This window comes from Arthrobacter humicola (genome assembly GCF_039531445.1).
GTDB lineage: Bacteria > Actinomycetota > Actinomycetes > Actinomycetales > Micrococcaceae > Arthrobacter > Arthrobacter humicola.
Genome location: NZ_BAAAQB010000030.1, coordinates 1 through 22,025, shown reverse-complemented (window position 1 = coordinate 22,025; position 22,025 = coordinate 1). Strand labels below are relative to the sequence as shown.

General features: G+C 65.1%; 16 protein-coding genes and 1 tRNA gene. 11 read left to right on the top strand and 6 right to left on the bottom strand.

Going from position 1 to position 22,025, the window contains the following annotated elements:
- Positions 1-29 precede the first annotated feature (29 nt).
- Entirely contained in the window at positions 30-473 is a 444-nt protein-coding gene (locus ABD243_RS10950) for a hypothetical protein (RefSeq protein ID WP_344365375.1), read from the top strand.
- 92 nt (positions 474-565) lie between these two features.
- Here the strand turns inward: ABD243_RS10950 and ABD243_RS10945 are convergent, their stop codons facing one another.
- Positions 566-1,075: a MarR family winged helix-turn-helix transcriptional regulator gene (locus ABD243_RS10945; RefSeq protein WP_237563374.1), complete on the bottom strand. Its 510-nt coding sequence runs from the start codon at positions 1,073-1,075 to the stop codon at positions 566-568.
- Positions 1,076-1,175: 100 nt separating this feature from the next.
- Here ABD243_RS10945 and bcp point away from each other — a divergent pair, with 100 nt between their 5' ends.
- The 6 genes from bcp to ABD243_RS10915 all read left to right on the top strand — a co-directional run bounded on the left by bcp (position 1,176) and on the right by ABD243_RS10915 (position 9,511).
- The gene (gene bcp, locus ABD243_RS10940; RefSeq protein WP_344365372.1) at positions 1,176-1,652 is read left to right on the top strand and encodes a thioredoxin-dependent thiol peroxidase; all 477 of its coding nucleotides are present in this window, start codon (positions 1,176-1,178) and stop codon (positions 1,650-1,652) included.
- 59 nt (positions 1,653-1,711) lie between these two features.
- Positions 1,712-1,793: transfer RNA gene (locus tag ABD243_RS10935), tRNA-Leu, on the top strand.
- A 229-nt stretch (positions 1,794-2,022) separates the two neighbouring features.
- Entirely contained in the window at positions 2,023-2,691 is a 669-nt protein-coding gene (locus ABD243_RS10930; RefSeq protein ID WP_344365370.1) for a fasciclin domain-containing protein, read from the top strand.
- A 239-nt stretch (positions 2,692-2,930) separates the two neighbouring features.
- Positions 2,931-4,589: an ABC transporter substrate-binding protein gene (locus ABD243_RS10925; RefSeq protein ID WP_425547182.1), complete on the top strand. Its 1,659-nt coding sequence runs from the start codon at positions 2,931-2,933 to the stop codon at positions 4,587-4,589.
- A 79-nt stretch (positions 4,590-4,668) separates the two neighbouring features.
- Positions 4,669-6,171, top strand: coding sequence for a malate:quinone oxidoreductase (locus ABD243_RS10920; RefSeq protein WP_116766530.1), 1,503 nt, complete (start codon positions 4,669-4,671; stop codon positions 6,169-6,171).
- 169 nt (positions 6,172-6,340) lie between these two features.
- Positions 6,341-9,511 (top strand): efflux RND transporter permease subunit, encoded by a 3,171-nt coding sequence (locus ABD243_RS10915; protein ID WP_344365589.1) that lies wholly within the window; start codon positions 6,341-6,343, stop codon positions 9,509-9,511.
- Here the strand turns inward: ABD243_RS10915 and ABD243_RS10910 are convergent.
- The 3 genes from ABD243_RS10910 to ectB all read right to left on the bottom strand — a co-directional run bounded on the left by ABD243_RS10910 (position 9,508) and on the right by ectB (position 16,634).
- On the bottom strand, positions 9,508-13,794 hold the full coding sequence (locus ABD243_RS10910; protein WP_344365364.1) for a Pls/PosA family non-ribosomal peptide synthetase: 4,287 nt from the start codon (positions 13,792-13,794) through the stop codon (positions 9,508-9,510). The two genes, ABD243_RS10915 and ABD243_RS10910, sit on opposite strands and share 4 nt — an antisense overlap.
- A gap of 15 nt (positions 13,795-13,809) precedes the next feature.
- Positions 13,810-15,180, bottom strand: coding sequence for an aspartate kinase (locus ABD243_RS10905; RefSeq protein WP_344365361.1), 1,371 nt, complete (start codon positions 15,178-15,180; stop codon positions 13,810-13,812).
- Positions 15,181-15,362: 182 nt separating this feature from the next.
- Positions 15,363-16,634 (bottom strand): diaminobutyrate--2-oxoglutarate transaminase, encoded by a 1,272-nt coding sequence (gene ectB, locus ABD243_RS10900; RefSeq protein ID WP_344365343.1) that lies wholly within the window; start codon positions 16,632-16,634, stop codon positions 15,363-15,365.
- Between the two features lie 624 nt (positions 16,635-17,258).
- On the opposite strand from ectB, the gene ABD243_RS10895 reads away from it, so the two are divergent.
- Positions 17,259-18,395, top strand: a complete 1,137-nt coding sequence (locus tag ABD243_RS10895) for an LLM class flavin-dependent oxidoreductase (RefSeq protein ID WP_344365586.1) — start codon at positions 17,259-17,261, stop codon at positions 18,393-18,395.
- On the top strand, positions 18,395-18,856 hold the full coding sequence (locus ABD243_RS10890) for a MarR family winged helix-turn-helix transcriptional regulator (RefSeq protein WP_116766525.1): 462 nt from the start codon (positions 18,395-18,397) through the stop codon (positions 18,854-18,856). The genes ABD243_RS10895 and ABD243_RS10890 overlap by 1 nt, the downstream gene beginning before the upstream one ends.
- Positions 18,857-18,937: 81 nt before the next feature.
- On the opposite strand, the gene ABD243_RS10885 is transcribed toward ABD243_RS10890, so the two are convergent.
- Together ABD243_RS10885 and ABD243_RS10880 are read right to left on the bottom strand one after the other, a co-directional pair.
- Positions 18,938-19,741 carry a transglutaminase-like domain-containing protein gene (locus tag ABD243_RS10885; RefSeq protein ID WP_344365339.1) on the bottom strand — a complete coding sequence of 268 codons (804 nt, stop codon included), beginning with the start codon at positions 19,739-19,741 and terminating at the stop codon, positions 18,938-18,940.
- A 73-nt stretch (positions 19,742-19,814) separates the two neighbouring features.
- Positions 19,815-20,624 (bottom strand): hypothetical protein, encoded by an 810-nt coding sequence (locus ABD243_RS10880; protein WP_344365337.1) that lies wholly within the window; start codon positions 20,622-20,624, stop codon positions 19,815-19,817.
- 83 nt (positions 20,625-20,707) lie between these two features.
- On the opposite strand from ABD243_RS10880, the gene ABD243_RS10875 reads away from it, so the two are divergent.
- Both ABD243_RS10875 and ABD243_RS10870 read left to right on the top strand, forming a co-directional pair.
- The gene (locus ABD243_RS10875) at positions 20,708-21,382 is read left to right on the top strand and encodes a DUF1684 domain-containing protein (protein ID WP_344365334.1); all 675 of its coding nucleotides are present in this window, start codon (positions 20,708-20,710) and stop codon (positions 21,380-21,382) included.
- Between the two features lie 4 nt (positions 21,383-21,386).
- Positions 21,387-21,872 (top strand): GtrA family protein, encoded by a 486-nt coding sequence (locus ABD243_RS10870; protein ID WP_344365332.1) that lies wholly within the window; start codon positions 21,387-21,389, stop codon positions 21,870-21,872.
- Positions 21,873-22,025 lie beyond the last annotated feature (153 nt).

Here is a 22,025-nt window from a genome sequence, read left to right as displayed (position 1 = left end):
GACGTCGACCCCCTCTAAGGATCAACGTAATGAACAAGGCTATTCGCATCATCGGAACAACTGCTGTCACGGCGGCATTGGGTTTGGGCGCCAGCGCCCTGCCCGCCAGCGCCGCTGTGACTACTTCCAACATCTCCTGGAATCAATCTTCGTTCGAACACCGGCACCAGATGCGGGACAACCACCAGCACGATACCAATAACGGCTGGTGGGACGGCGAGGACCGGTGGCATGACAACGGCGACGGGTGGGGCTGGCGTGACGACAACGGCAATTGGCGTGACGACAACGATCACAACGGCTCGTGGACCGGCCACGACGGCTGCCGGCATGACAAGGACGGATTCTGGGACCATAACGGAAACCGGCACGACAACAACAAGCACGACAACAACAACAAGCACGACAACAACAACAAGCACAACGACAACAAGCACAATGACAACAAGCACCACCCCCACACAATCTGGTGACCGGGCGCCGCTAAGGGCCTGGGGATAGGACTGAGCAGGACGGCGGGAATTCTCCCGCCGTCCTGCTCATCTTCGTCTTCCGTGCGGGGTGGCTAGTTCAGCGGGGTGGCATTCGCCGCGAGACCAGGCTCCGAGGCGACGGCAGGATCCGCGGCAGTGACAATGGCCTTGACCTCGGCAGACGTGGACTTGGTGGCCAGCACCCGCACCACCGCTTGAAGCTCCTGGCGCAACACGTCCGGGTCAATCGGCGTCGCGGCGAGCACTGAGCGCTCCATGTCCGCGGCGGCGGTAACGGCCTCGCGGCCTTGGTCTGTCAGCGACACCACCTGGCTGCGCCGGTCCGAGGCGCTGCGCTGCCGCGAAATGTGGCCGTGCGCTTCCAACCGGCTCAGCGTCTTGCCCATGGTCTGGGCCTGGACCCGCACCAGCTGGGCTAGTTGGGCTTGCGTCATCGGCCCGTTCGCCGAGAGCACCTCCATGGCGATCACCCCGGCATGGGTCAGGCCAATGGCCCCCAATTTTTCGTTCCAGGAGTGTTCTACGAGACGTGCTGCCGTGGACAATAGGCGGCCCGTGGGCCAGCGATCCATATCAGGCATACCCAAGAGTATAGCGAGCAGCGGATTCGTCGGGGGCCATTCCGCTCACTACGCTGGATAATCACGCCACTTAACCCCGCACTTCGCCAAGGAGACACCCGTGTCTGAACGACTCATCCCCGGTGCTGCAGCACCGGACTTCACCCTCAAGAACGCCGAAGGACAGGAAGTCAGCCTCCGCGACTTCCGGGGCCGGAGCACCGTCATCTACTTCTACCCGGCGGCCTCCACCCCGGGATGCACCAAACAGGCCTGCGACTTCAGGGATTCCCTCGCCTCACTGCAGCAGGCAGGCTATGACGTGGTGGGCATCTCCCCCGACCCGGTCGGAAAGCTCGCCAAATTCGCCGCCGCCGAGGGGCTGACGTTCCCGCTTCTCTCCGACGAAGACCACGCCGTCGCGGAGGCCTATGCGGCCTGGGGCGAGAAGAAGAACTACGGCAAGACCTACCAGGGCCTCATCCGCTCCACAATCGTTGTCGATCCCGACGGCACCGTGACGATCGCGCAGTACAACGTCCGTGCCACCGGGCATGTCGCGAAACTCCGCCGGGACCTGAAGCTCGACGCCGAATAGGTACAATGGAGCCTGACGTCCGCCGCCGGGGTTCTTGCCCCGGACGACGACGGCGCCGCGCGCGAGTGGTGAAATTGGCAGACACGCAGGATTTAGGTTCCTGTGCCTTCGGGCGTGGGGGTTCAAGTCCCCCCTTGCGCACACAAAGAGAACCCCGGTCTTCGGACCGGGGTTCTCATGGTTTACAGCGGATTTTCCGGGGATTCCCCGGGGTTGAAAAAGAATTTCAACCCCTCACCCATCCGCGTCCTCCGAGCAGCCGAATACCCATTGAGACACCAACCAAGGGTCGGTGCCCAACAGTCGGGAAAGGGCCGCAGCGGCAAAGTTCGCCGCCGGCAACCATCGGCACAACAAAGGAGAAACCGAAATGCAGACCATCAAGCGCACCACGTTCGCCGTTGCAGGTATCGCAGCCGCCGCCATGCTCAGCCTCACTGCCTGCGGCGGATCCAGCTCCAGCGCAGCTCCTGCCTCCTCCGCACCGTCGGAAGCCAGCATGGCGCCGTCCCCGTCCATGAGCACCTCGGCCGCAGCGATGGATCCGGCCGCCAACCTCGTCGGACCCGGCTGCGCCGCCTACGCCGCCCAGGTTCCCAGCGGTGCCGGCTCCGTCTCGGGCATGGCCCTTGACCCGGTAGCCACCGCCGCGTCCAACAACCCGGTCCTCACCACCTTGACCGCTGCCGTTTCCGGCAAGCTCAACCCCAAGGTAAACCTGGTGGACACGCTGAACGGCAGCGAATTCACCGTCTTCGCCCCGACCGATGACGCTTTCAAGAAGATCGACCCGGCCACGATCGAAGCACTCAAGACGGACGACGCCACGCTCAGCAAGATCCTGACCTACCACGTCGTTCCCGGCAAGATCACTCCGGACCAGATCGTCGGCACCCACAAGACCGTTGAGGGCGGTTCTGTCACGGTGACCGGCACCAAGGATGCCCTGAAGGTCGACGGCGCCAACGTTGTTTGCGGCGGCGTTCAGACCGCCAACGCCACTGTCTACATGGTCGACTCCGTCCTCATGCCCAAGTAAGCAGCATCCAAGCACTCCTGCCCCGGCTCCAGCCTGACTCCCTGGACCACTAGGAGAAGCGATGGCCCGCACCTCGTGGTGCGGGCCATCGCTTTTGCGGGCCCATGCGGCCCGTGACGGTGCGCCGCAAAAGATCCCGGACTCCGCCGTCAACTAGACTGGGGCTGTTCCGCAGCCGGCGGACCATCCAGCTCCCAGAGGTGATTCCTTCAGTGCCCAGCAGTAGAGTGCCCAGCAGGATAGCGCGGCGTATTGCCGCCAGCATCGGGGCCGTTCTCCTTGTGCTGCCGCTTGCCTCCTGCACCGGCGCCCTCGGCCCGGCACCCGGCTCCGCAACCTCCTCGGCCGCCTCCAGCACCGCTCCCACCGCGCTCTTCACCTTCGGCACCGGCTCCGACCCGCTGGGGCTCGATCCCGCCCTGGTCTCCGACGTCGAGTCCTACCGTGTCACCCGGCAGGTCCTCGAAGGACTGGTCGGCGTGGACCAGACCACCGGTGAGCCCACACCGCTGCTGGCCACCGAGTGGTCCCAGAGCGATGACGGCCGCGCGTACACGTTCAAGCTGCGCGAGAAAGTCACGTTCCAGGACGGGACGCCGTTCAATGCCGCCGCCGCCTGCACCAACTTCAACCGCTGGTTCAACTTCCCCGCGGCCCTCCGCCAGCAGGCCACTGGCACCACGTTCAAGGGCGTCTTCAAGGCCCACGCCGACCAGGCGCCGCTGTCCATCTACAAGAGCTGCACCGCCGTAGCGCCGGACAGCGTACGGATCGACCTCACCCAGCCCTTCACCGGATTTCTCCAGGCCCTCACCCTCCCGGCCTTCGCGATGTCCTCCCCGCAGGCCCTCGCTGCCGGACACGCGGACGTCCTGGACCAGATCCGCGGCGGCCAGCCCGTGTCCGCCTACGGCCTCCACCCGGTGGGCACCGGCCCCTACTCGTTTAGTTCCTGGGACACCGGCAGCGTCACCCTGACCAGCAACAAGAACTACTGGGGGGACAAAGGTCAGATCGGGACCATCAAGTTCGTGACATACGACAACCCGCAGACCCGGATGCAGGCTCTTCTCGACGGCAAGATCGACGCCTACGACGCCGTCACCGTGGGGAACTTCGACCAGCTGGTCAAGAGCGGCAAACAGATCATCCAGCGGGACCCCTTCTCCGTCATGTACCTGGGCATGAACCAGCAGGTTCCGATCCTGCAGAACCTCAAGGTGCGCCAGGCGATTGAAATGGCGCTGGACAAGGACACCCTGATCCGGCGGTTCTTCATCGACAACACCGCGCAGGCATCCCAGTTCGTTCCGCCCAAGCTCAGCGGCTTCAACAACAACGCCCCGTCGCTCGGCTACAACCCGGACAAGGCTAAGGAACTCCTGGCCGAGGCCGGCTACAAGGGCGAGGAACTGAAGTTCTACTACCCGCTCAACGTCACCCGGCCGTACCTGCCGACGCCGGAAAAGGTGTACGCCGAGATCAGCCGGCAACTGACCGCCGTCGGGCTCAACATCAAACCGGTGCCCGTGGACTGGACCGACGGCTACCTGCAGAAGGTCACCTCGCCCGGCGACCACGCCCTGCACCTGCTCGGCTGGAACGGCTCATACTCCGACCCCGACAACTTCGTTGGTCCGCTGTTCGGCGAGGACACCGGCGAATTCGGCTACCAGGATCCCCAGGTCTTCTCCAAGATCGCCCGGGCCCGGGGATTACCGGACGGCAAGGACCGCACGGCCGAGTACCAGACCATCAATGCGCAGATCGCGGCCACGGTGCCCGCGGTTCCGATTGCCTTCCCGATCTCGGCCCTGGCCTTGTCCGATCGGGTCCTGAAGTACCCGGCGTCCCCGGTGTTGAACGAAGTTTTCACAAAGGTCGAGCTAAAGCCTTGACGCCCGGCCCCAATTTCAGTTAGTGGGCCGTGCGGGGATATTCTGTGACAGCCAGAGCCGCTGCTATCGGAGACTGATTGTGACTTTCATTTCCAAGACCCAACATGCCGACGTCGTCCTGATTGGCGGCGGCATCATGAGCGCCACGCTCGGCGCTTTCATCAAGCAGCTTGAGCCGAACTGGACCATCTCGCTGTTCGAACGGCTCGACGAGCCCGGGCTGGAAAGCTCCGGCCCCTGGAACAACGCCGGCACCGGGCACGCCGCCCTGTGTGAGCTTAATTACTCCCCCGCAGCCAAAGACGGCTCGGTGGACCCCGGCAAGGCCCTGAACATCAACGAGCAGTTCCAGCTGTCCCGCCAGTTCTGGTCCCATCTCGTCTCGAATTCCCTGATCGGCTCCCCCAAGGGCTTCATCAACACCGTCCCGCACATGAGCTTCGTGATCGGCGAGGACCACTCCAAGTTCCTCCGCACCCGCTATGAGGCCCTCAAGCCGAACCCGCTGTTCCGTTCCATGGAGTACTCCGAGGACCAGGCCCAGATCGCGAAGTGGGCCCCGCTGATCGTCAAGGGCCGCGACCCCAAGCAGCGCGTCGCGGCAACCCGCGCCGCCGAGGGCACCGACGTCGACTTTGGCGCCCTGACCCGGGAACTGACCACATACCTCGGCAACAACGGCGTCGAGATCAACTACGGCCACAACGTCAGCGACATCAAGCGGGCGTCCGACGGCGGCTGGGACCTCTCGCTGAAGCACCCCCGCAGCGGCGAGCACGGCTCGATCCACGCGAAGTTCGTGTTTGTCGGCGCGGGCGGCGGCGCCCTCCACCTGCTGCAGGCCTCCGGAATCCCCGAAAGCAAGGGTTTCGGCGGCTTCCCGGTCTCCGGACAGTTCTTCCGCTGCACCGACGAGACCATCGCGGCCCAGCACAGCGCGAAGGTCTACGGCCAGGCATCGGTCGGCGCCCCGCCCATGTCCGTACCGCACCTGGACACCCGCTACGTCAACGGCAAGCGCTCCCTGCTGTTCGGCCCGTACGCGGGCTTCTCCACGAACTTCCTCAAGAACGGTTCCTACCTGGACCTGCCGCTGTCCATCCGCCCGTCCAACATCATCCCGATGCTGGCCGTGGCCAAGGACAACATGGACCTCACCGCCTACCTGGTCAAGGAGGTCGCCAAGCGCCACGGCGACAAGGTCGAGGCCCTGCGCGAGTACTACCCCGAGGCCAAGGACGGCGACTGGGAGCTCATCACCGCCGGCCAGCGGGTCCAGATCATCAAGAAGGACCCCAAGAAGGGCGGCGTGCTGCAGTTCGGCACCGAGGTCATCGCCGGACGCGATGGCAGCATCGGAGCCCTGCTCGGCGCTTCCCCCGGCGCGTCCACGGCCGTGCCGATCATGATCGAACTGCTCCAGAAGTCCTTCCCCAAGAACTTCAAGGGCTGGCAGTCCAAGCTCAAGGACATGATGCCCGGCTACGGTATCAAGCTCAACGACAACCCTGAGCTCGCCGCGCAGCTGGAGGCCGAGACGGCCAAGACGCTGCAGCTCGAACAAGTCGCCGCTCACAGCTAAATCGTCCGGGCGCGGGCCGCGGCGGCCCCCTGGTTTGGGAGCCGCCGCAACGCCTATGTTGTTCCCGTCGTGCACCAGGCTGCGCAGTACATCTGGGCACTACGTCTGTGCAGTACGTTTGTGCAGTACATCTGTGCAATACGTCGTCGACCCGCCAGGAGACCATGAGATGTTCCGGCTCGCCAAGCTGTCCCTCGCCAACCGGGCCCTGATCGCACTGGTCACGGTGTTCGCCTCGGTGTTCGGCGTGATCACGATGTCCTCGCTGAAGCAGGAGCTCATCCCGTCCATCGAATTCCCGCAGATCACGGTCATCACCTCGATGCCCGGTGCGTCTCCGGAAGTCGTGGACAAGCAGATCAGCGCTCCGCTGGAAACGGCGCTCAACGGCGTCGAGGGGCTGGAGTCGACGTCGTCCACGTCCCGCAACGGCGTCTCACAGATCACCCTGGCGTTCACGTACGGCACCAACCTGGACCGGGCCCGCAACCAGATCGACCGGGCCATCTCCAACGCCCAGCAGGCCCTGCCGAAGGACGTCCAGCCGCAGGCCATCGCGGGCAGCATCAGCGACTTCCCGATCGTGTTCCTCGCCGTGTCCTCGGACAGGCCGCTCAGCGAACTCAACGCCGATCTCGCCCGGCTCAGTGTCCCCCGGCTGCAGAAGCTCGACGGCGTGAGGGGCGCCGACGTCACCGGCGGCGCCACCCAGCACATCCAGATCCTGCCGCGGCCCCGGGACATGGCGGCGTCCGGCGCGAGCATCCAGTCCATCAGTGATGCGCTGAAGAACAACGGTTCCCTGGTTCCGGCCGGCACCGTCGAAGAGCAGGGCAAGACCCTCTCGCTGCAGATCGGCAGCCCGGTGGACTCCCTCGACGCGATCAAAGCCCTGCCCCTGGGCGCCGCCCGCAACGCGGCAACGATCGGCAGCGTCGCCGATGTCAGCCTCGTCGAGGATGCCCGCACCTCCATCACGCGGACGAACGGCAAAGAAACCCTCGCCCTGTCCGTGACCAAGAAGCCCGAGGGCGACACCGTCGCGATCTCCCATGCGGTCAAGGACGCCATCCCCCAGCTCGAGGCCGAACTCGGCTCCAACGCCAAGTTCACTCCGGTCTTCGACCAGGCGCCGTTCATCGAGAAATCGATCAAGGACCTCACCACCGAGGGTCTGCTGGGCCTGGGCTTCGCCGTGCTGGTGATCCTGGTGTTCCTGATGTCCGTGCGCGCGACCCTGGTGACCGCCGTGTCCATCCCGTTGTCCCTGCTGATCACCTTCATCGGGCTTTCGGCGACCGGCTATTCCCTGAACATCCTTACCCTCGGAGCACTCACCATTGCGATCGGCCGCGTGGTGGACGACTCGATCGTGGTCATCGAGAACATCAAGCGCCACCTGAGCTACGGCGAGGACAAGATCACCGCCATTGTGACGGCGATCCGCGAAGTCGCCGGCGCCATCACGGCGTCGACCCTGACCACCGTGGCCGTCTTCCTGCCGATCGCCTTCGTTGGTGATCTGGCCGGTGAGCTGTTCCGGCCTTTCGCCCTCACGGTGACCATCGCCCTGCTCTCCTCGCTGCTGGTCTCGCTGACCATCGTGCCGGTGCTGGCGTACTGGTTCCTGCGCGCGCCCGCCGTCACGGACTCCCCCGCCGCAGTGGCCGCCAAGGCGCACGAGGCCGAGCGGCGCACGCTGCTGCAGCGCGGCTACCTGCCCGTCCTGTCCGGCACGCAGCGCCATCCGGTCCTCACGCTCGTCGCCGCCGCCCTGGTGCTCGGCGCCACCGTGGCGATGTCCCCGCTTCTCGCCACCGACCTACTGGGCCGTTCCGGCGAGAACAGCATGACCGTCCGGCAGGCCCTGCCGGCCGGCACGAGCCTTGCCGATGCCAGCGCGTCGGCCATCCGGGTCGAGAACGTGCTGCGGGGTATCGACGGGATCCAGGACGTCCAGTCCACCACCGGCAACGCCCAGACCGGTTTCTCGGCCCTCCTATCCACCGGCGCGTCGAATTCGACATTCACGGTGGTAACGGACGAAAAGGCCAACCAGGACAAGCTCCAGGACACAGTCCGCGCCGAGCTCGCCAAGCTCGGCGACGCAGGCAAGATCACCGTCGGTTCCCAGCAAGGCGGCTTCGGCACGTCCTCCACCGTGGATATCACCCTCAAAGCCGCCACGACCGCTGACCTCCGGACCGCCAGTGACGCGATGGTCAAGGCCATGGACGGGGTCCCCGGCAGCAGCGAGGTGGCCACCAACCTGGCCGCCAGCCAGCCGGTAGTCCAGGTCAAGGTGGACCGGGCCAAGGCCGTCGCGGCCGGCCTGAACGAAGAGCGCGTGGCCGGGGTCCTTGCCGCCACGATCAGCCCTATTCCCGCGGGGACGGTGCGGATCGACACCGACGACTTCCCGGTCCGGATCGGCGAGGGCACACGCTTCACGAGCATCGACGCCGTCCGGCAGATCCCGCTCCCGACGGCGGCCGGCGCCGTGCCGCTGGGCAGCATCGCCTCCGTGGAACAGGTCGACGTCCCCGTCTCCATTACCGCCAGCAACGGCCAGCGCACGGCGAAGGTTTCCGTGACGCCGTCGGGCGCGAACCTCGGTGCGGTGAGCACGGAAGTCCAGAACCGGCTCACGTCAGTCCAGCTCCCGCCTGGGGTTACCGCCACGATCGGCGGCGCCACGACGCAGCAGGCCGATTCGTTCCGCCAGCTGGGGCTCGCGCTGCTGGCCGCCGTCGCGATCGTCTACGTGATCATGGTGGCTGCGTTCAAGTCCCTCGTGCAGCCTCTGATTCTGCTGGTCTCCATCCCGTTCGCGGCGACGGGAGCCATCGCCCTGCTCGTCGTGACGGGGGTGCCGCTGGGGCTGCCGTCACTGATCGGCATGCTGATGCTCGTGGGCATCGTGGTGACCAACGCGATTGTGCTGATCGACCTCATCAACCAGTACCGCCAGCCGCGCAACGGCGAACCCGGAATGAACGTGGCGGACGCGATCACGCACGGCGCCCGCCAGCGCCTCCGCCCCATCCTCATGACAGCCCTCGCCACAGTGTTCGCCTTGACGCCGATGGCGCTGGGCCTGACCGGCGGCGGCGGGTTCATCTCCCAGCCCCTGGCGATCGTGGTGATCGGCGGCCTGATCTCCTCGACCGCGCTCACGCTCATTCTGGTTCCAGTGCTGTACCGGCTCGTGGAAGGACGTCGTGAGCGGAAGGCGCTCCAGAAGTCGCTCCCCCGCGGACGCCATTCCGGACCGGCCGTGACCGAGGATGTCCCTGACGATGTCCCTGAGGACGCCCCCGTACCCAGCAGTTCGCGCTAGGAGGGGGATCCCGGTGCCGCAGCCTTGGCCCGCGCTGCCTTGTGGGGCCTGTGGGTCCCCCTCGACAGCCTGAGCAGACCGCCGGCCGGCTCGACGGCGTCCCTGTGCCGGGGGCCGGCGTGGCGGGGTCCGCCGTTGCGGGGTGCGCCGGGGATTCCTGCAGGACGCGGCTCGGGTGTCGCGGGGGTCATGACTTCGCGCGCCGGGTTGCCGGTATATGTTGCATTTTCCGGGACGTCTTCGCCCTTCATCAGCAGAGCGTCGGCCCCCAGCACTGAACCGTCGTGCATTGTCACCCCGTAGTTGACCCACGAATCCACGCCCAGGGTGCAGCGGTTGCCGATCACAATGTGGTCGGACTTGAACGTGCCGTCCTCCATGGAGTGGCCCTGAACGTGCGTTCCCTCGTTGAACGTGCAATCATCACCAATCGTCACGAGGGTCTTTTCCGGCATGTTCAGGCCGGCGTCGTAGAGCCGCTTTCCCACTTTGACGCCCAGCAACCTCCAAATCAGGGGCTTGAACGGGGTCCCGTTGAACTGCGCCACGGACAGCAGCTTCCAGAGACGCTCGTGCCGCCAGAAGTAGCGGTCGTAGATGGAGCAATACTGCGGCTTCAGACGGCGGAAGCCCATGACCGAACGCTCCACCAAGGCGGTAAACAGCACCCGGAACACGAGCAGGCCGAGCATCGCGCCCGCGACGGCCAGCACACCGAGGACGCCGTGCGCCGCAACGGCAACGGCGCCGAAGAGTGCGGCGGCAAACAGCAGGAACCAGCGCACGGCCAGGAACAGCACCATGCTCAGGATGTTGTGCCGGTTCTTGGCCGGCAGGCGCCTGTTCATGGCGTCCGCAATCTTGAGTTCGTCAAACTCCGCGTCACGCTGAACGGACCGGGGAATCTCGAAGGCGGGTGACCCCAGCAGCCCCACATCCCGGCGGACCGGGCCGTCAATCGGGATCATCACCTTCGTGGCCAACAGACAGTTCTCCCCGACCTGCGCTCCCATCGGAAACGTGATGCTGTTCCCCAGGAAGTTACGGCCGGCGATGTGGACCTTAGAGAGCCGGAAGGAGGTGCTGGTGAAATCGGCGTTCATCATGTTCAGGCCGTCCGACACCATGGTGCCTGTTCCTACGGAACTGAGGAATGGCGACTCGTGGGACAGCGTAGGGCCGAAGTTCGATCCTGTTTGTTGCACCTTGCCCAGGTCCCAGCCCAGGAGCCGCAGGTAGTGCACGATGTAGGAACTGTCGCCGAAGATGTCTTTGTACAACCTGACGTTCGAGAGCCGGGCAATCAACCGATGGATCGAAAAATGCCAGCCGTAGAGCGGATACACCACGTCCGGTTTGAGGAAGTGGTTCAGCAAGCGCGGAACGCAGATGACCGTCACCAGTCCGGTGATCAGCCCGACAATGAACAGAACCAGCGTTGCAGCCAGTACATCGGTAAAGAAGGTGAAGGCTCCCAGTTGCAGGTGGCCGGTATTCAGATAGGGCGGAAGGAGCGCGGCCAGTACGAGAACCCCTGACGGAACAACCAGGACCAGCCGGTTGAGCAACTGAAGCAGGCTGTAGATGACTCTCCGGCGGGTGCTGCACCGGGCAGCCGGGACCCGCAGGTAATTGGCGCTTGTCCGGGCGGCGGGGGAACCGTGCCAAACCTGTCCTTCGGGCACGGCCTGCGAAGTCTGCAGCGATGAAGCGTGCCCGAGCTGGGAGTCGTTGCCCATCGACGTTCCGATGTCGAGTGTGGTTCTCTCTGAGACAACAACGTTGCTTCCCAGCGTGACGCTGCCCTTTTCGATCATGCCTGACCGTGCCCGGTAACACAGGAACGAGGAGTCTTTGTGGATCACCGTATTGTCACCGATAGTGAGCAGGTCCGGGCACGCCGGCACCTTCCGGGAGAAGATCACCACCCCCTTGCCAATCTTTGCGCCCAGGAGCCGCAGGTACAGCACAAAGAGCGGAGAACCGGCGAACAGGACGAGGGGGTTCGCGCGCGTCAGGGTCTTTACGGTCCAGAACCGGAGATAGCCCGGGCTCCAGATCCGGATGATGCCCGGCTTCCACCGCCCGACGAGAACCCATTTGGCGATGATCGGGGTGACGGATAGGACCACGAACATGGCGGCACCAAACCCGATGGAGCGCATCCACATGTCAAAGAGAGTGGTTGCTCCCGTCGTCCATTCGTAGCCGACAACCAGCAGCCAAGCGGCATACATCATGTAACCGAGGAAAACCAGTAACTGGACTGCGCCGCACAGTGCGTACTGGAACGAGCTCACCGGGGGCATCGGTGCCGGGAGCGCAGTGCCGGTGTTTGGCACGGCCGCGCTGAGAACCGATGCGCTGTGTCTGGCTTCCAGACATGTGGCGAGCTGCCGGACCGTCGGGTTTTCGTAGATATCCTGCATTGCTGCCGGCGGCAGGGCGGTTTCTTTTCTGATGCGGGCGCAATAGCGCGCCATCAGCAAGGAGTCCGCCCCCAGGTCGTTGAAGAAGTGGGCGTCTGTGGACACCTTGTCAAGGTTCAGCACGGCGCCAAGCTGCTTCGCCAGGGCTTCCTCGGCAGGAGTCGTCGGGGCGGTGTAGGAACCGGCGGCCGCCTGGCTGATCCTGTGCTCCGGGCGGGGCAGCCGCTTCCTGTCCACCTTGTCACTGGCCATCATGGGCAGGGCATCCAATTGTTCAAAATAGGCCGGAACCATGTACCCGGGGAGCCTGGTGCGCAGCATCCGGTGAAGGTCATGGGCATCAACGACGGTGGCGTCATGGCGGAGGGTGTAGTAGGCGGCCAGTTCCACCGTTCCGGGTTCCGGCTCATAGGTTTGAACGACTGTCTGCGCAATTCCGGGCAGTTGCAGGAGGACGGATTCTATTTCGCTCAGTTCGATGCGGTAGCCGCGTATTTTGACCTGCGTGTCGATCCGTCCGAAGTACTCGAGCTCTCCGTCGTCGTTGATCCGTCCGAGATCCCCGGTGCGGTAGATCCGGCCGGAGGGGTTGTTCTTGATGCCCAGGAAATCCGGGATGAAGGCCCGTTCCGTCAGGTCCGGCCGGTTGACGTAGCCCCGGGCCAGCCCCACTCCTGCCAAGCCGATTTCCCCGGTTTCGCCCGCAGGCAGGGCCCGGGGCTCCACGGGATCAACAATGACGGCCGTGTAGGTGGGCAGGGGCACGCCGAGGGACACGGGCGTGTCCGGGTCAAGGAGGGACCAGGTGGCAGTCACCGTCGCTTCGGTCGGGCCGTAGACATTCAGGAATCGACGACCCGGGCGGTGCCAGCGCTGGACAAGGTCCCGCGGGCAGGCCTCCCCGGAGACCAGGAGAAACCGGAGACCGGGCAGATCATCCTCAAGGGTGGCCAGCAGGGTCGGAACACAGCAAAGGGCTGTGATCCGCTTCTCACGCAGGTACTCCGCGAGCTCGGCCCCCAGCATGCTGGAGCGTCCGGGCTTAGGTACCAGGGTCGCTCCCACCATCCAGGCAACCCAGATTTCCTCCACCGAGAAATCAAAGGCGATCGTCATGCCCTGATACACCCGGTCCGTGGGCTCCATGCCGTAGACACCAGCGGCCACCCGGACAAAGTTGCAGATGCTGGCCTGGTCCACCGCCACACCCTTCGGCCTGCCCGTCGAACCGGACGTGTAGATGATGTACGCCAGTTCATCCTTGGTTCCGCCCTTGGCCGCACCGTTCAGGCGCGAGGGGTCTTTGGCGTCGACCTGGGCCTGCACAGCGTCGAGACACACCGTCACAGCGGCTACCTCGGGCACCAAATCCTTCAGGTGTGACAGTGACAGGATCATCGCCACGTTGGCGTCCTCCACAATGTACTGGAGACGGTCGGGGGGAAACCCCGCGTCCAGGGGAACATAGGCCGCGTGGATCTTCAGGACGGCGAGCATCGCGACGTAGGCACGCCACGGCTGGTCGAACAGCAACGCAATGCGGTCACCCGGGCGGGCACCGCACACCAGGAGATGCCGCGCCAGCTGGTTCGCCCGTTCATCCAGTTGCAGATACGTCAGGACGATGTCCCCTGAATCCACGGCGACCTGGTCTTCCAGCCCCTGGTCCCGCAGGCGGTCACAGCGATCCTCAAACAGCTGGTCCAGCCGCTCCCCCCGCTGCCAGCGGGCGGTTTGATCCGGTGCGGCCGATGTGAGGATCGTTCCCCCCTCAGAACCGCCGTTCACCGACATCTTTCCGCGCAACTCCGGGGGTCGGGTGAGGCCGTTGCCGATCCTCGCGGTCTTGCCCATCCTTTAGCTCCTTCGCTAGAAGTGACGTGCCACGGCTCTGTCGCCTCGCGCGACAGGCCTCCTGTCGTTGCCGGATATCGCAATCCAGGTGCCGACCGGGCGGCCGCCGGCGGGCACGAGGGTGCCCATGCGGCCCGTCACCGCCGCCCCGTCCGCGGTCGCCATGCCAAACGCCAGGCGGACGGCCCGTTCGGCATCCGCGAGCCGGTCGGTGGGCGTCACGGCCCCCAGACAGGTCTCCGAGATATCGACCAGATCGAGGCCGACATCCGCGTCGGAAAGGGCCTTCAGGAATGTGCAGAAGATTTCCGGCGAGGACCTCATGCCCAGACCGGTGACGGACACTCTGCCCATCTCGCTGTCGTGCTGCAGACCCTGAAATCCGATGGCTCCCTTGGCCGCGTTCAACACGGAAAGGGCTTGGGCCGCCTGGGCTGCCGGAAGGATCAGGGCGACGTCCGAGCGCCGCGAACCCGTGCCGGCCGGTGTCTGGACGACCGTCTGGACGTTGGCCCCGGACCGCGAGAGCACTTGGAAGATGCGCGAAATGCTGTCCGGTTCGTCCGGAATGCCAACGACGATAATTTTCGACGCCGAGTTGACTCCGGCTACTGCGGTCACCACGGGTTGCTCGCCCGCGGGCTGGCGCAGCGCACCGCGGTCAAGGCCAGGCAGAATCAAGGTTCCTGCTTCCGGCACGAAAGAGGACCTGACATGGATCGGAATACCGAACCGACGGGCATATTCAACGCACCGCAGGTGAAGTACCTTGCACCCGGAGGCCGCGAACTCAAGCATCTCTTCGCTTGAGAGGACGTCCAGCTTGCGCGCTGTCGGGACAACACGCGGGTCCGCGGTATAGACACCGTCAACATCCGTGTAGATCTCGCAAATACCGGCGCCCAGTGCCGCGGCAAGCGCCACCGCGGTGAGATCCGAACCACCGCGCCCGAGAGTGGTGATCTTCCGCCGCTTCTTGGTTCTGCCCTGGAATCCAGCAACGATCGGCACTTCGCCGCGGGCCAGACTCGTGCGGACACGGCCCGGCCTAACATCAGTGATGTGGGCCTTGCCGTGAATGTTGTCGGTGATGAAGCCGGCCGCGCTGCCGGTGAACGTCCGCGGCACCTGGCCCAGATCTGCCAGTGCGATCGCCAGGAGTGCCGAGGACACGAGTTCGCCGATGCTCAAGAGGGCATCGAGGTCGCCGGGAAGCGGCCGGGTGGAAACCTCGGCCGCCAGGTCACAGAGATCATCCGTGGTGTCGCCCATGGCGGACACCACCGCCACCACCCGGAACCCCTCCTCACGCGTCTTGGCGATCCGCTCGGCGGCCCGGATGACGCCAGCGGCATCGGCCAGCGACGAACCACCGAACTTTTGCACAATGACACTTCCCGGGGGGACACTTCCCGGGGGGACATTTCCCGGGGGGATGCCCCGTGCTGTTTCCGCTGGATCGCCATCGTTAGCCGCTGTGGCTTTGCGGGTACCCATTTCTCCCCCGAAATCTACTTCGATTCTTGCGAGCGGTCCTTGCCCCACTGCCGGGGCGTCCGTGCGGATGATCAAACAGTGGATGCCAAGGCGACAGGAACGCCGGTGACGGCCTCTGCGGCCCCGGCGAGAATATCGAGTCCCTTCCGCAGGTTCTCGTGGCTCATGGTCAGCGCGGGCATCGCCTTGATGACCTCACCCTGCGGACCCGACGTTTCCACGAGCAGCCCACGGGCGAACGACTCAGCCGCGATCTTTTCCGCAGTCCCGGGGTGGGGGTAGTAGACACCGGCGAGCAGGCCCCGGCCACGGACGGCGGCGCCGTCGATGCCGGCCGCGATCTGCGAAAGCCCGTCGTGCAGTTGCGTAATGAGCCCCGCGACATGCGACTCAAACCTGCCGTCCTGCCAGTAGTGCTCCAAGGCAGCGGCTCCGGTGACGAAGGCGGGGTTGTGGCCCCGGAATGTTCCGTTATGCTCGCCGGGTTTCCAGATGTCCAGCTCGGGCTTGAACAGCGTCAGTGCCATGGGCAGCCCGAAGCCGGAAATGGATTTTGACAGGCAGACGATATCCGGGGTTATGGCCGCCTCCTCGAAACTGAAGAATGTTCCGGTGCGTCCGCATCCGGCCTGTACATCGTCAACAATGAGCAAGATGTCATGCTGGTGGCATAGCTCCGCGAGGCCCTGCAGCCACGACGCCCGGGCGGCCCTGAGCCCGCCCTCGCCCTGGACGGTTTCCACGATCACGGCGGCGGGTTTGTCGAGTCCGGATCCGCTGTCCTCCAGCGCGTGGCGTAGCCACAGGAAGTCCGGCGTTTGACCGTCGAAAAATCCGTCATAGGGCATGCTCGATGCATTCGTCAGCGGCACACCGGCACCCTGCCGTTTCATGGAATTGCCGGTCACCGACAATGAGCCCAGAGTCATCCCGTGGAATGCGTTGGTGAAGCTGAGGATATGTTGCCGGCCTGTGACTTTACGCGCCAGCTTCAGGGCCGCTTCCACGGAGTTTGTTCCGGTGGGACCGGGGAACATGACCTTGTAATCCAAATGCCGGGGCTTGAGGATGAACTCCTGGAATGATTCCAGGAAGCGCCGCTTGGCAGGTGTTTTCATGTCGAGCGAATGAACGATGGCACCGGAAAGTAGATAGTCGACGAGCGGCCGGAGCAGTACCGGGTTGTTGTGGCCGTAGTTCAGTGCTCCGGCCCCGGAAAAGAAGTCCAGATATTCCCTGCCATCCTCACCGTAGAGGGTGCTGCCGGCGGCCCGCTCAAACACGGTGTCCCAGCTGCGGCAATAGCAGCGGACTTCAGATTCCAAAGTTTCAAAGATATCCATCTTTCGATGTCCCCCGTACTTCTGCAACTAGCGAAGTGTCCCGAGCGTGGATTCAGCTCAGGCTCCCGGATGACGGGCAACGGAAGGATGCAGCACGACATCTGCGGCGTGCTGATCACTGCTCCCACGGAGCCCGTATTTTTTTCACCAATGGAGGATTTCCATACGTGAACGTGGCAGATAATGTCTGCCCGAATGTATTGCTATGCCTAGGCTAGTCTCAGGCAGCTCACAGCACCTGAGTATTAGGTACTTGTTTTTTCCACCTATGCGGCCGGCGGACTACCCGATTCGGTGGAGATCCAATAATTCTGCCAGCGCCTGGCAATGTCGAATAAGGACGTCCGGCCCTTGCGCTGTTGCATCAACCCTGCCGGGCCGCGGCCTCTGAGACGGTCCCGGAAGTCAGGCCTCCGGACATTTCCTTGAGCAGGTCCGGGTTGGTGTTCGCGAGGGTGTCGGAGACTTCGTGGCAGCAGGGTGTCAGCAACCAGGATGGCCGCAGCCGCAAGGTAAGGGAATATCCGGCCGCTCCGGGCGTTATACCGACCGATACATGCAAATGCATGTAAATCGGCTATAGTGGAAACAGTCCCCGGATCACCGGCCATGGAAAGGCACATCATGCAGATCGGCGTCTTCAGCGTCAGCGACATCACCACCGACCCCACCACGGGCCGCACCCCCACTGAGCACGAGCGCATCAAGGCGTCCGTGGCGATCGCCAAGAAGGTCGAAGAGATCGGCATGGATGTCTATGCCATCGGCGAGCACCACAACCGCCCGTTCTTCTCCTCCTCCCCCACCACCACGCTGGCCTACATCGCTGCCCAGACAGAGCGCATCATCTTGTCCACGGCCACCACGCTGATCACCACCAATGACCCGGTCAAGATCGCGGAAGACTTCGCGATGCTCCAGCACCTCGCGGACGGCCGCGTGGACCTGGTGCTGGGCCGCGGCAACACGGCACCCGTCTACCCCTGGTTCGGCAAGAACATCCAGGACGGGATCGAACTTGCGATCGAGAACTACAGCCTGCTGCGCCGCCTCTGGGATGAGGACACCGTCAACTGGTCCGGCAAACACCGCACCCCGCTGCAGAACTTCACGTCCACGCCCCGCCCGCTCGACGGCGTCGCCCCCTTCGTGTGGCACGGCTCCATCCGCACGCCGCAGATCGCCGAAGTGGCCGCCTACTACGGTGACGGCTTCTTCGCCAACAACATCTTCTGGCCCAAGGAGCACTACCAGCAGCTGATCGGTCTCTACCGCGAGCGCTACGAGCACTACGGCCACGGCAAGGCGGACCAGGCCATCGTGGGCCTCGGCGGCCAGTTCTTCATGCGGAAGAACTCCCAGGACGCCGTCAAGGAGTTCCGCCCCTACTTCGACAACGCCCCGGTCTACGGCCACGGCCCGTCGCTGGAAGACTTCACCTCCCAGACCCCGCTGACGGTCGGCAGCCCGCAGGAAGTCATCGAGAAGACCCTGACGTTCCGGGAATACTTTGGCGACTACCAGCGCCAGCTCTTCCTGATCGACCACGCCGGCCTGCCGCTGAAGACGGTCCTGGAGCAGCTGGACCTGTTCGGCGAAGAGGTCCTGCCGGTGCTCCGCCGGGAATACGCCGCACTCAAGCCGGCGCATGTCCCCGAGCCTCCCACGCACGCCGGCCGGGTAGCCGCCGCGCTGGCCGCGGGCACCGGCGACGCCGCCGCGGCAGAGACAGCTACAGAGACCACCAGCCAGGACGCGTGATGCACGCCAAGACCACAGAATCGCCTGTGCGCCTGGCCGCGGAAACCTGGGAATCACTGTTCCGCGCCCAGGTGGCGGTGATGCGCAAGCTGCAGGCGGCGCCGGCGTTCAAGGCCCTGGCGCTCAATGAGTACGACGTCCTGTTCACGCTCTCCCGCTGCCCGTCCGGCTGGCTGCGCCTGAACGAGCTCAACGACAACGTCCTGCTGAGCCAGTCGAGCCTGAGCCGGCTGGTCGAGCGGCTCGAAAAGCGCGGCCTGGTGGAACGGACGCCGGCCCCCGACGACGGCCGGGGCATCCTGATCCGGCTCACCGATGCCGGAAGGGACCTGCAGAAGCAGATCGGCCGGGAGCACGTCCGGGACATCGCCGCGCTGGTGGGGCCGGCTCTCTCGGCCGCCGAACAGCAGGAACTGCTGCGGCTGACCGAGAAGCTCCGCGCCTCGGTCGCCGCACGCTGACGGTCGGTGGCCGGCCGGCTGCCGGCTCGCAAAGGTGCCCCTTCCGGATACGTCCGGAAGGGGCGCCTTTGCATATGGTGCCTACCGGATGGCGACGAGCTTCGCCGGGTCTTCCACCGGCAGCACATCCACGATCGCTGTGACTTTGATGTCCTGCAGCGACAGGCTTCCGCCCACCGTCGAGAGGAAAGCTGTGTCCGAAGAATCGCGCCCGGCCGTGATTCGCAGCATGCTTTCCCGCGGTGCCAGGCCGGTGGGGTCGATGATGTGCCAGGCTCCGTTGATGTGTGCTTCGGCCACAGCGTGGAAGTCCATCGGGGTCAGGCCCGGCGCATACACGGCCGCCAGCCGGGCCGGGACGTTCTTGGACCGCAGCAGGGCAATGGCGAGGTGGGCGAAGTCCCGGCAGACTCCGCGACGGTGCAGGAGCGTTTCGACGGCGCCGTCGGTCCCCCGTGAGGAACCGCTGACATAGCGCAGTTCGCTGAAGACCCAGTTGCGGACAGCGTGGAGCAGCTCTTCGCCCTGAAGGCCGCCGAATTCGGCATACGCTGTTGGCAGCAGCCGGTCAGACTCCGCGTAGCGGCTGGGCCGGACATACCGGATCAGTTCCATGAGCCCCGGTTCTTCGGGCAGGGCGACACCGGTGACCGTGGCCGTGTACTCCACCAGGACTTCTGTGGGTTCTGCGAATTCCATGTAGTGGAACCGCCCGCCATGGTGGTCCGAGAGCTCGGTCAGCGGCACCTGCCCGCCGCCCGCGGTCACCGACAGCGACTCATCCAGGGAGTCGTACCCGGCGTTCCGGGCCACGGCCACGGCGAGCGCCACTTTGGTCTCGGCGACGGTTTTGAAGGCCAGGCGGGCGGCTACAGTGCGTTCCATGTATCTCCGGGATGTGAGGTGAGGGCAGGGTGAAGTCGCCGTCGACGGCCCGGGGATGTGCGGGTGTGCGGGACTAGTTTTTGATCTTCAGAGACATTAGCATCCGCTGGACGTTGGCAAATTCGGACCCGTCGTTGACGTACTTGGCGGCCTGGTCAAGGGTGTCGAACGCCTTTGCCGGAGCGACCTTCTGGTCCGGAGCCAACGGCTTGAGCACCGTCAGGTCGGCAAAGGAATAGTCGCCCTTGCCGTCCGGGCCGCGGACCACGTTCGGCAGCGCGCAGCTCTTGCCGCCGGCGCCGCCCACCACGTTCGTGATGCCGTAGGAGCCGAAGTACTTGTAGCCCTGGATGACCCGGAACACCACGTGCGGATCGATGGTCCCCTCGCCACCCTGGTGTGGCAGGTCGACGGGCACGCTGCTGACCACAACGTAGTTCCGCGCGTCGCCGTCCGGGCAGGCCGGGACAGGCTGCGGCGCGAGCCCCGTCTGCAGGGTGGCCAGATAGGCGCCCTTGGCGTCTTTGACCTCGATTTTCAGTGCGCCCGGGAGCGTGCCGGCGTCGGGGGCAACGGACTGGACAATCCAGTCCTGCGGCACCTCAAAACCGACGGTCTTTGCCGGATCGGTGAAGACTTTCCAGGCCGACGCCGTGGAGCCCGGGGTGGCGGAAACGCTGGCAGACGGCGTCGGGCTCTGGGCGGGAGCCGACGTCGTACTTTCCGTTGCGCTGCTACCGGCCGTCCAGACCGGTGCCCCCTTGCCGTCGCTGCTGCAGCCCGAGAGTGCCACCGCCGCGACCGCGAGCGCGACGCCGGCGCGCAGCGCGGCGTTCCGAGTCCCGGCGGTGCCTGATCCTTGAGCGAGGTCCCTCCCAGTCATGGAGTCAGCGTAGCTTGGGTCCTGGTCCAGCACCGGGATCCGGGGCAGAAATACGGCACAGGGAAAGCGGATACGCTGGGGGCATGGCCGAACAGCACTTTGACGGAACGCATTTTGGGGAGCACGGCGATGCGGCAGGCATGTCAGCGCTCGATATCGCGGACTGGCGGCTGCGCACCTTTGCCCTGTACGCCACCACGCGCAAGATCGCGGCCGACAGCCCGGCGGAGGCCCATTCCTACTGGCGCCAGGAGCGGGACCGCATGTTCGGCACGCACCCTGCGTCGGCGCTGACCGCCGAGGCCAAAGCGAGCTTCGGCGGATTGAGGACGGCGGACTACGATCCGATCTACCGGTTCTATGTTCCCCTGACCCTGGAAGGCGCAGGCCGGGAAATGAACGTGGAGACCGGGACCGACGGCCTGGTGCGGTTTGTCCGGCTGGGCACGTTCGATCTTCCCGAGATGGGACAGCTCGCGGTCTGGAAACTCCGGGGCTACGGGGGCGGCATCTTCGTGCCGTTCCGTGATGCCACGGCCGGCCAGCCGGGCGGCAGCTACGGGGCCGGACGCTACCTGCTGGATACCATCAAGGGCGCTTTCCACGGTGTGCGGGGCTCCGGGCCCGACGCCGAATTCATCCTGGACTTCAATTTCGCCTACAACCCCTCGTGCGCCTACAACGAAGCGTGGGCCTGTCCCCTTGCGGGTCCGGCCAACCGGCTGGCCGTGGACATCCCCGTGGGCGAACTGTACTGAGCGGATGGAGTCCCAGCTCGAACAGCAGTCCCCCGCACCCGGCGTCGTCCGCGGGCCGAAAACCCGGCGCCACCGCGGAATCCTGCGTTACCCCGTGGTCCGGCAGCTCCTCCGGTTCACGGGCGTCGGCATTGTCTGCACGCTGACGTCCCTTGCCTTGTACGCCCTGTCCCGGCCCTGGCTCGGTGCCCAGCCGGCCAACGCGACGGCCCTGGTCCTGACCTCCTTCATGAACACCGCACTCAACCGGCGCCTGACATTCAAGATCACCGAACGCCGCCGGATGAAGCGCGACCACCTCAACGGCCTCATCGTAATCCTCGTGGCGCTGCTGATCACCGGCGGCAGCCTGGCCGTCCTGCACTGGGTCCGTCCCGAGGCCACGGTGGCCGAAGAGCTCTGGACCACTACCCTCTCCGGCTTCGCCGCCACCGCGGTGCGGTTCACGATGCTGCGGCACTGGATCTTCCGCCGCGCCCGCCACCGCTAGCATCACCCCCGCTGAATACCTCCGTTGCGCTATCACTTATGGCTGCTCCGGGCGCGGCAAAGTCAACTGGTTGGAGCAACGCCGGGGTTTAGGCTGCGTGCAGCAGCTGGTTCAGCCGGTTGGCTGGGGTCTCCAGGTTCAGGGTGGGTCGGG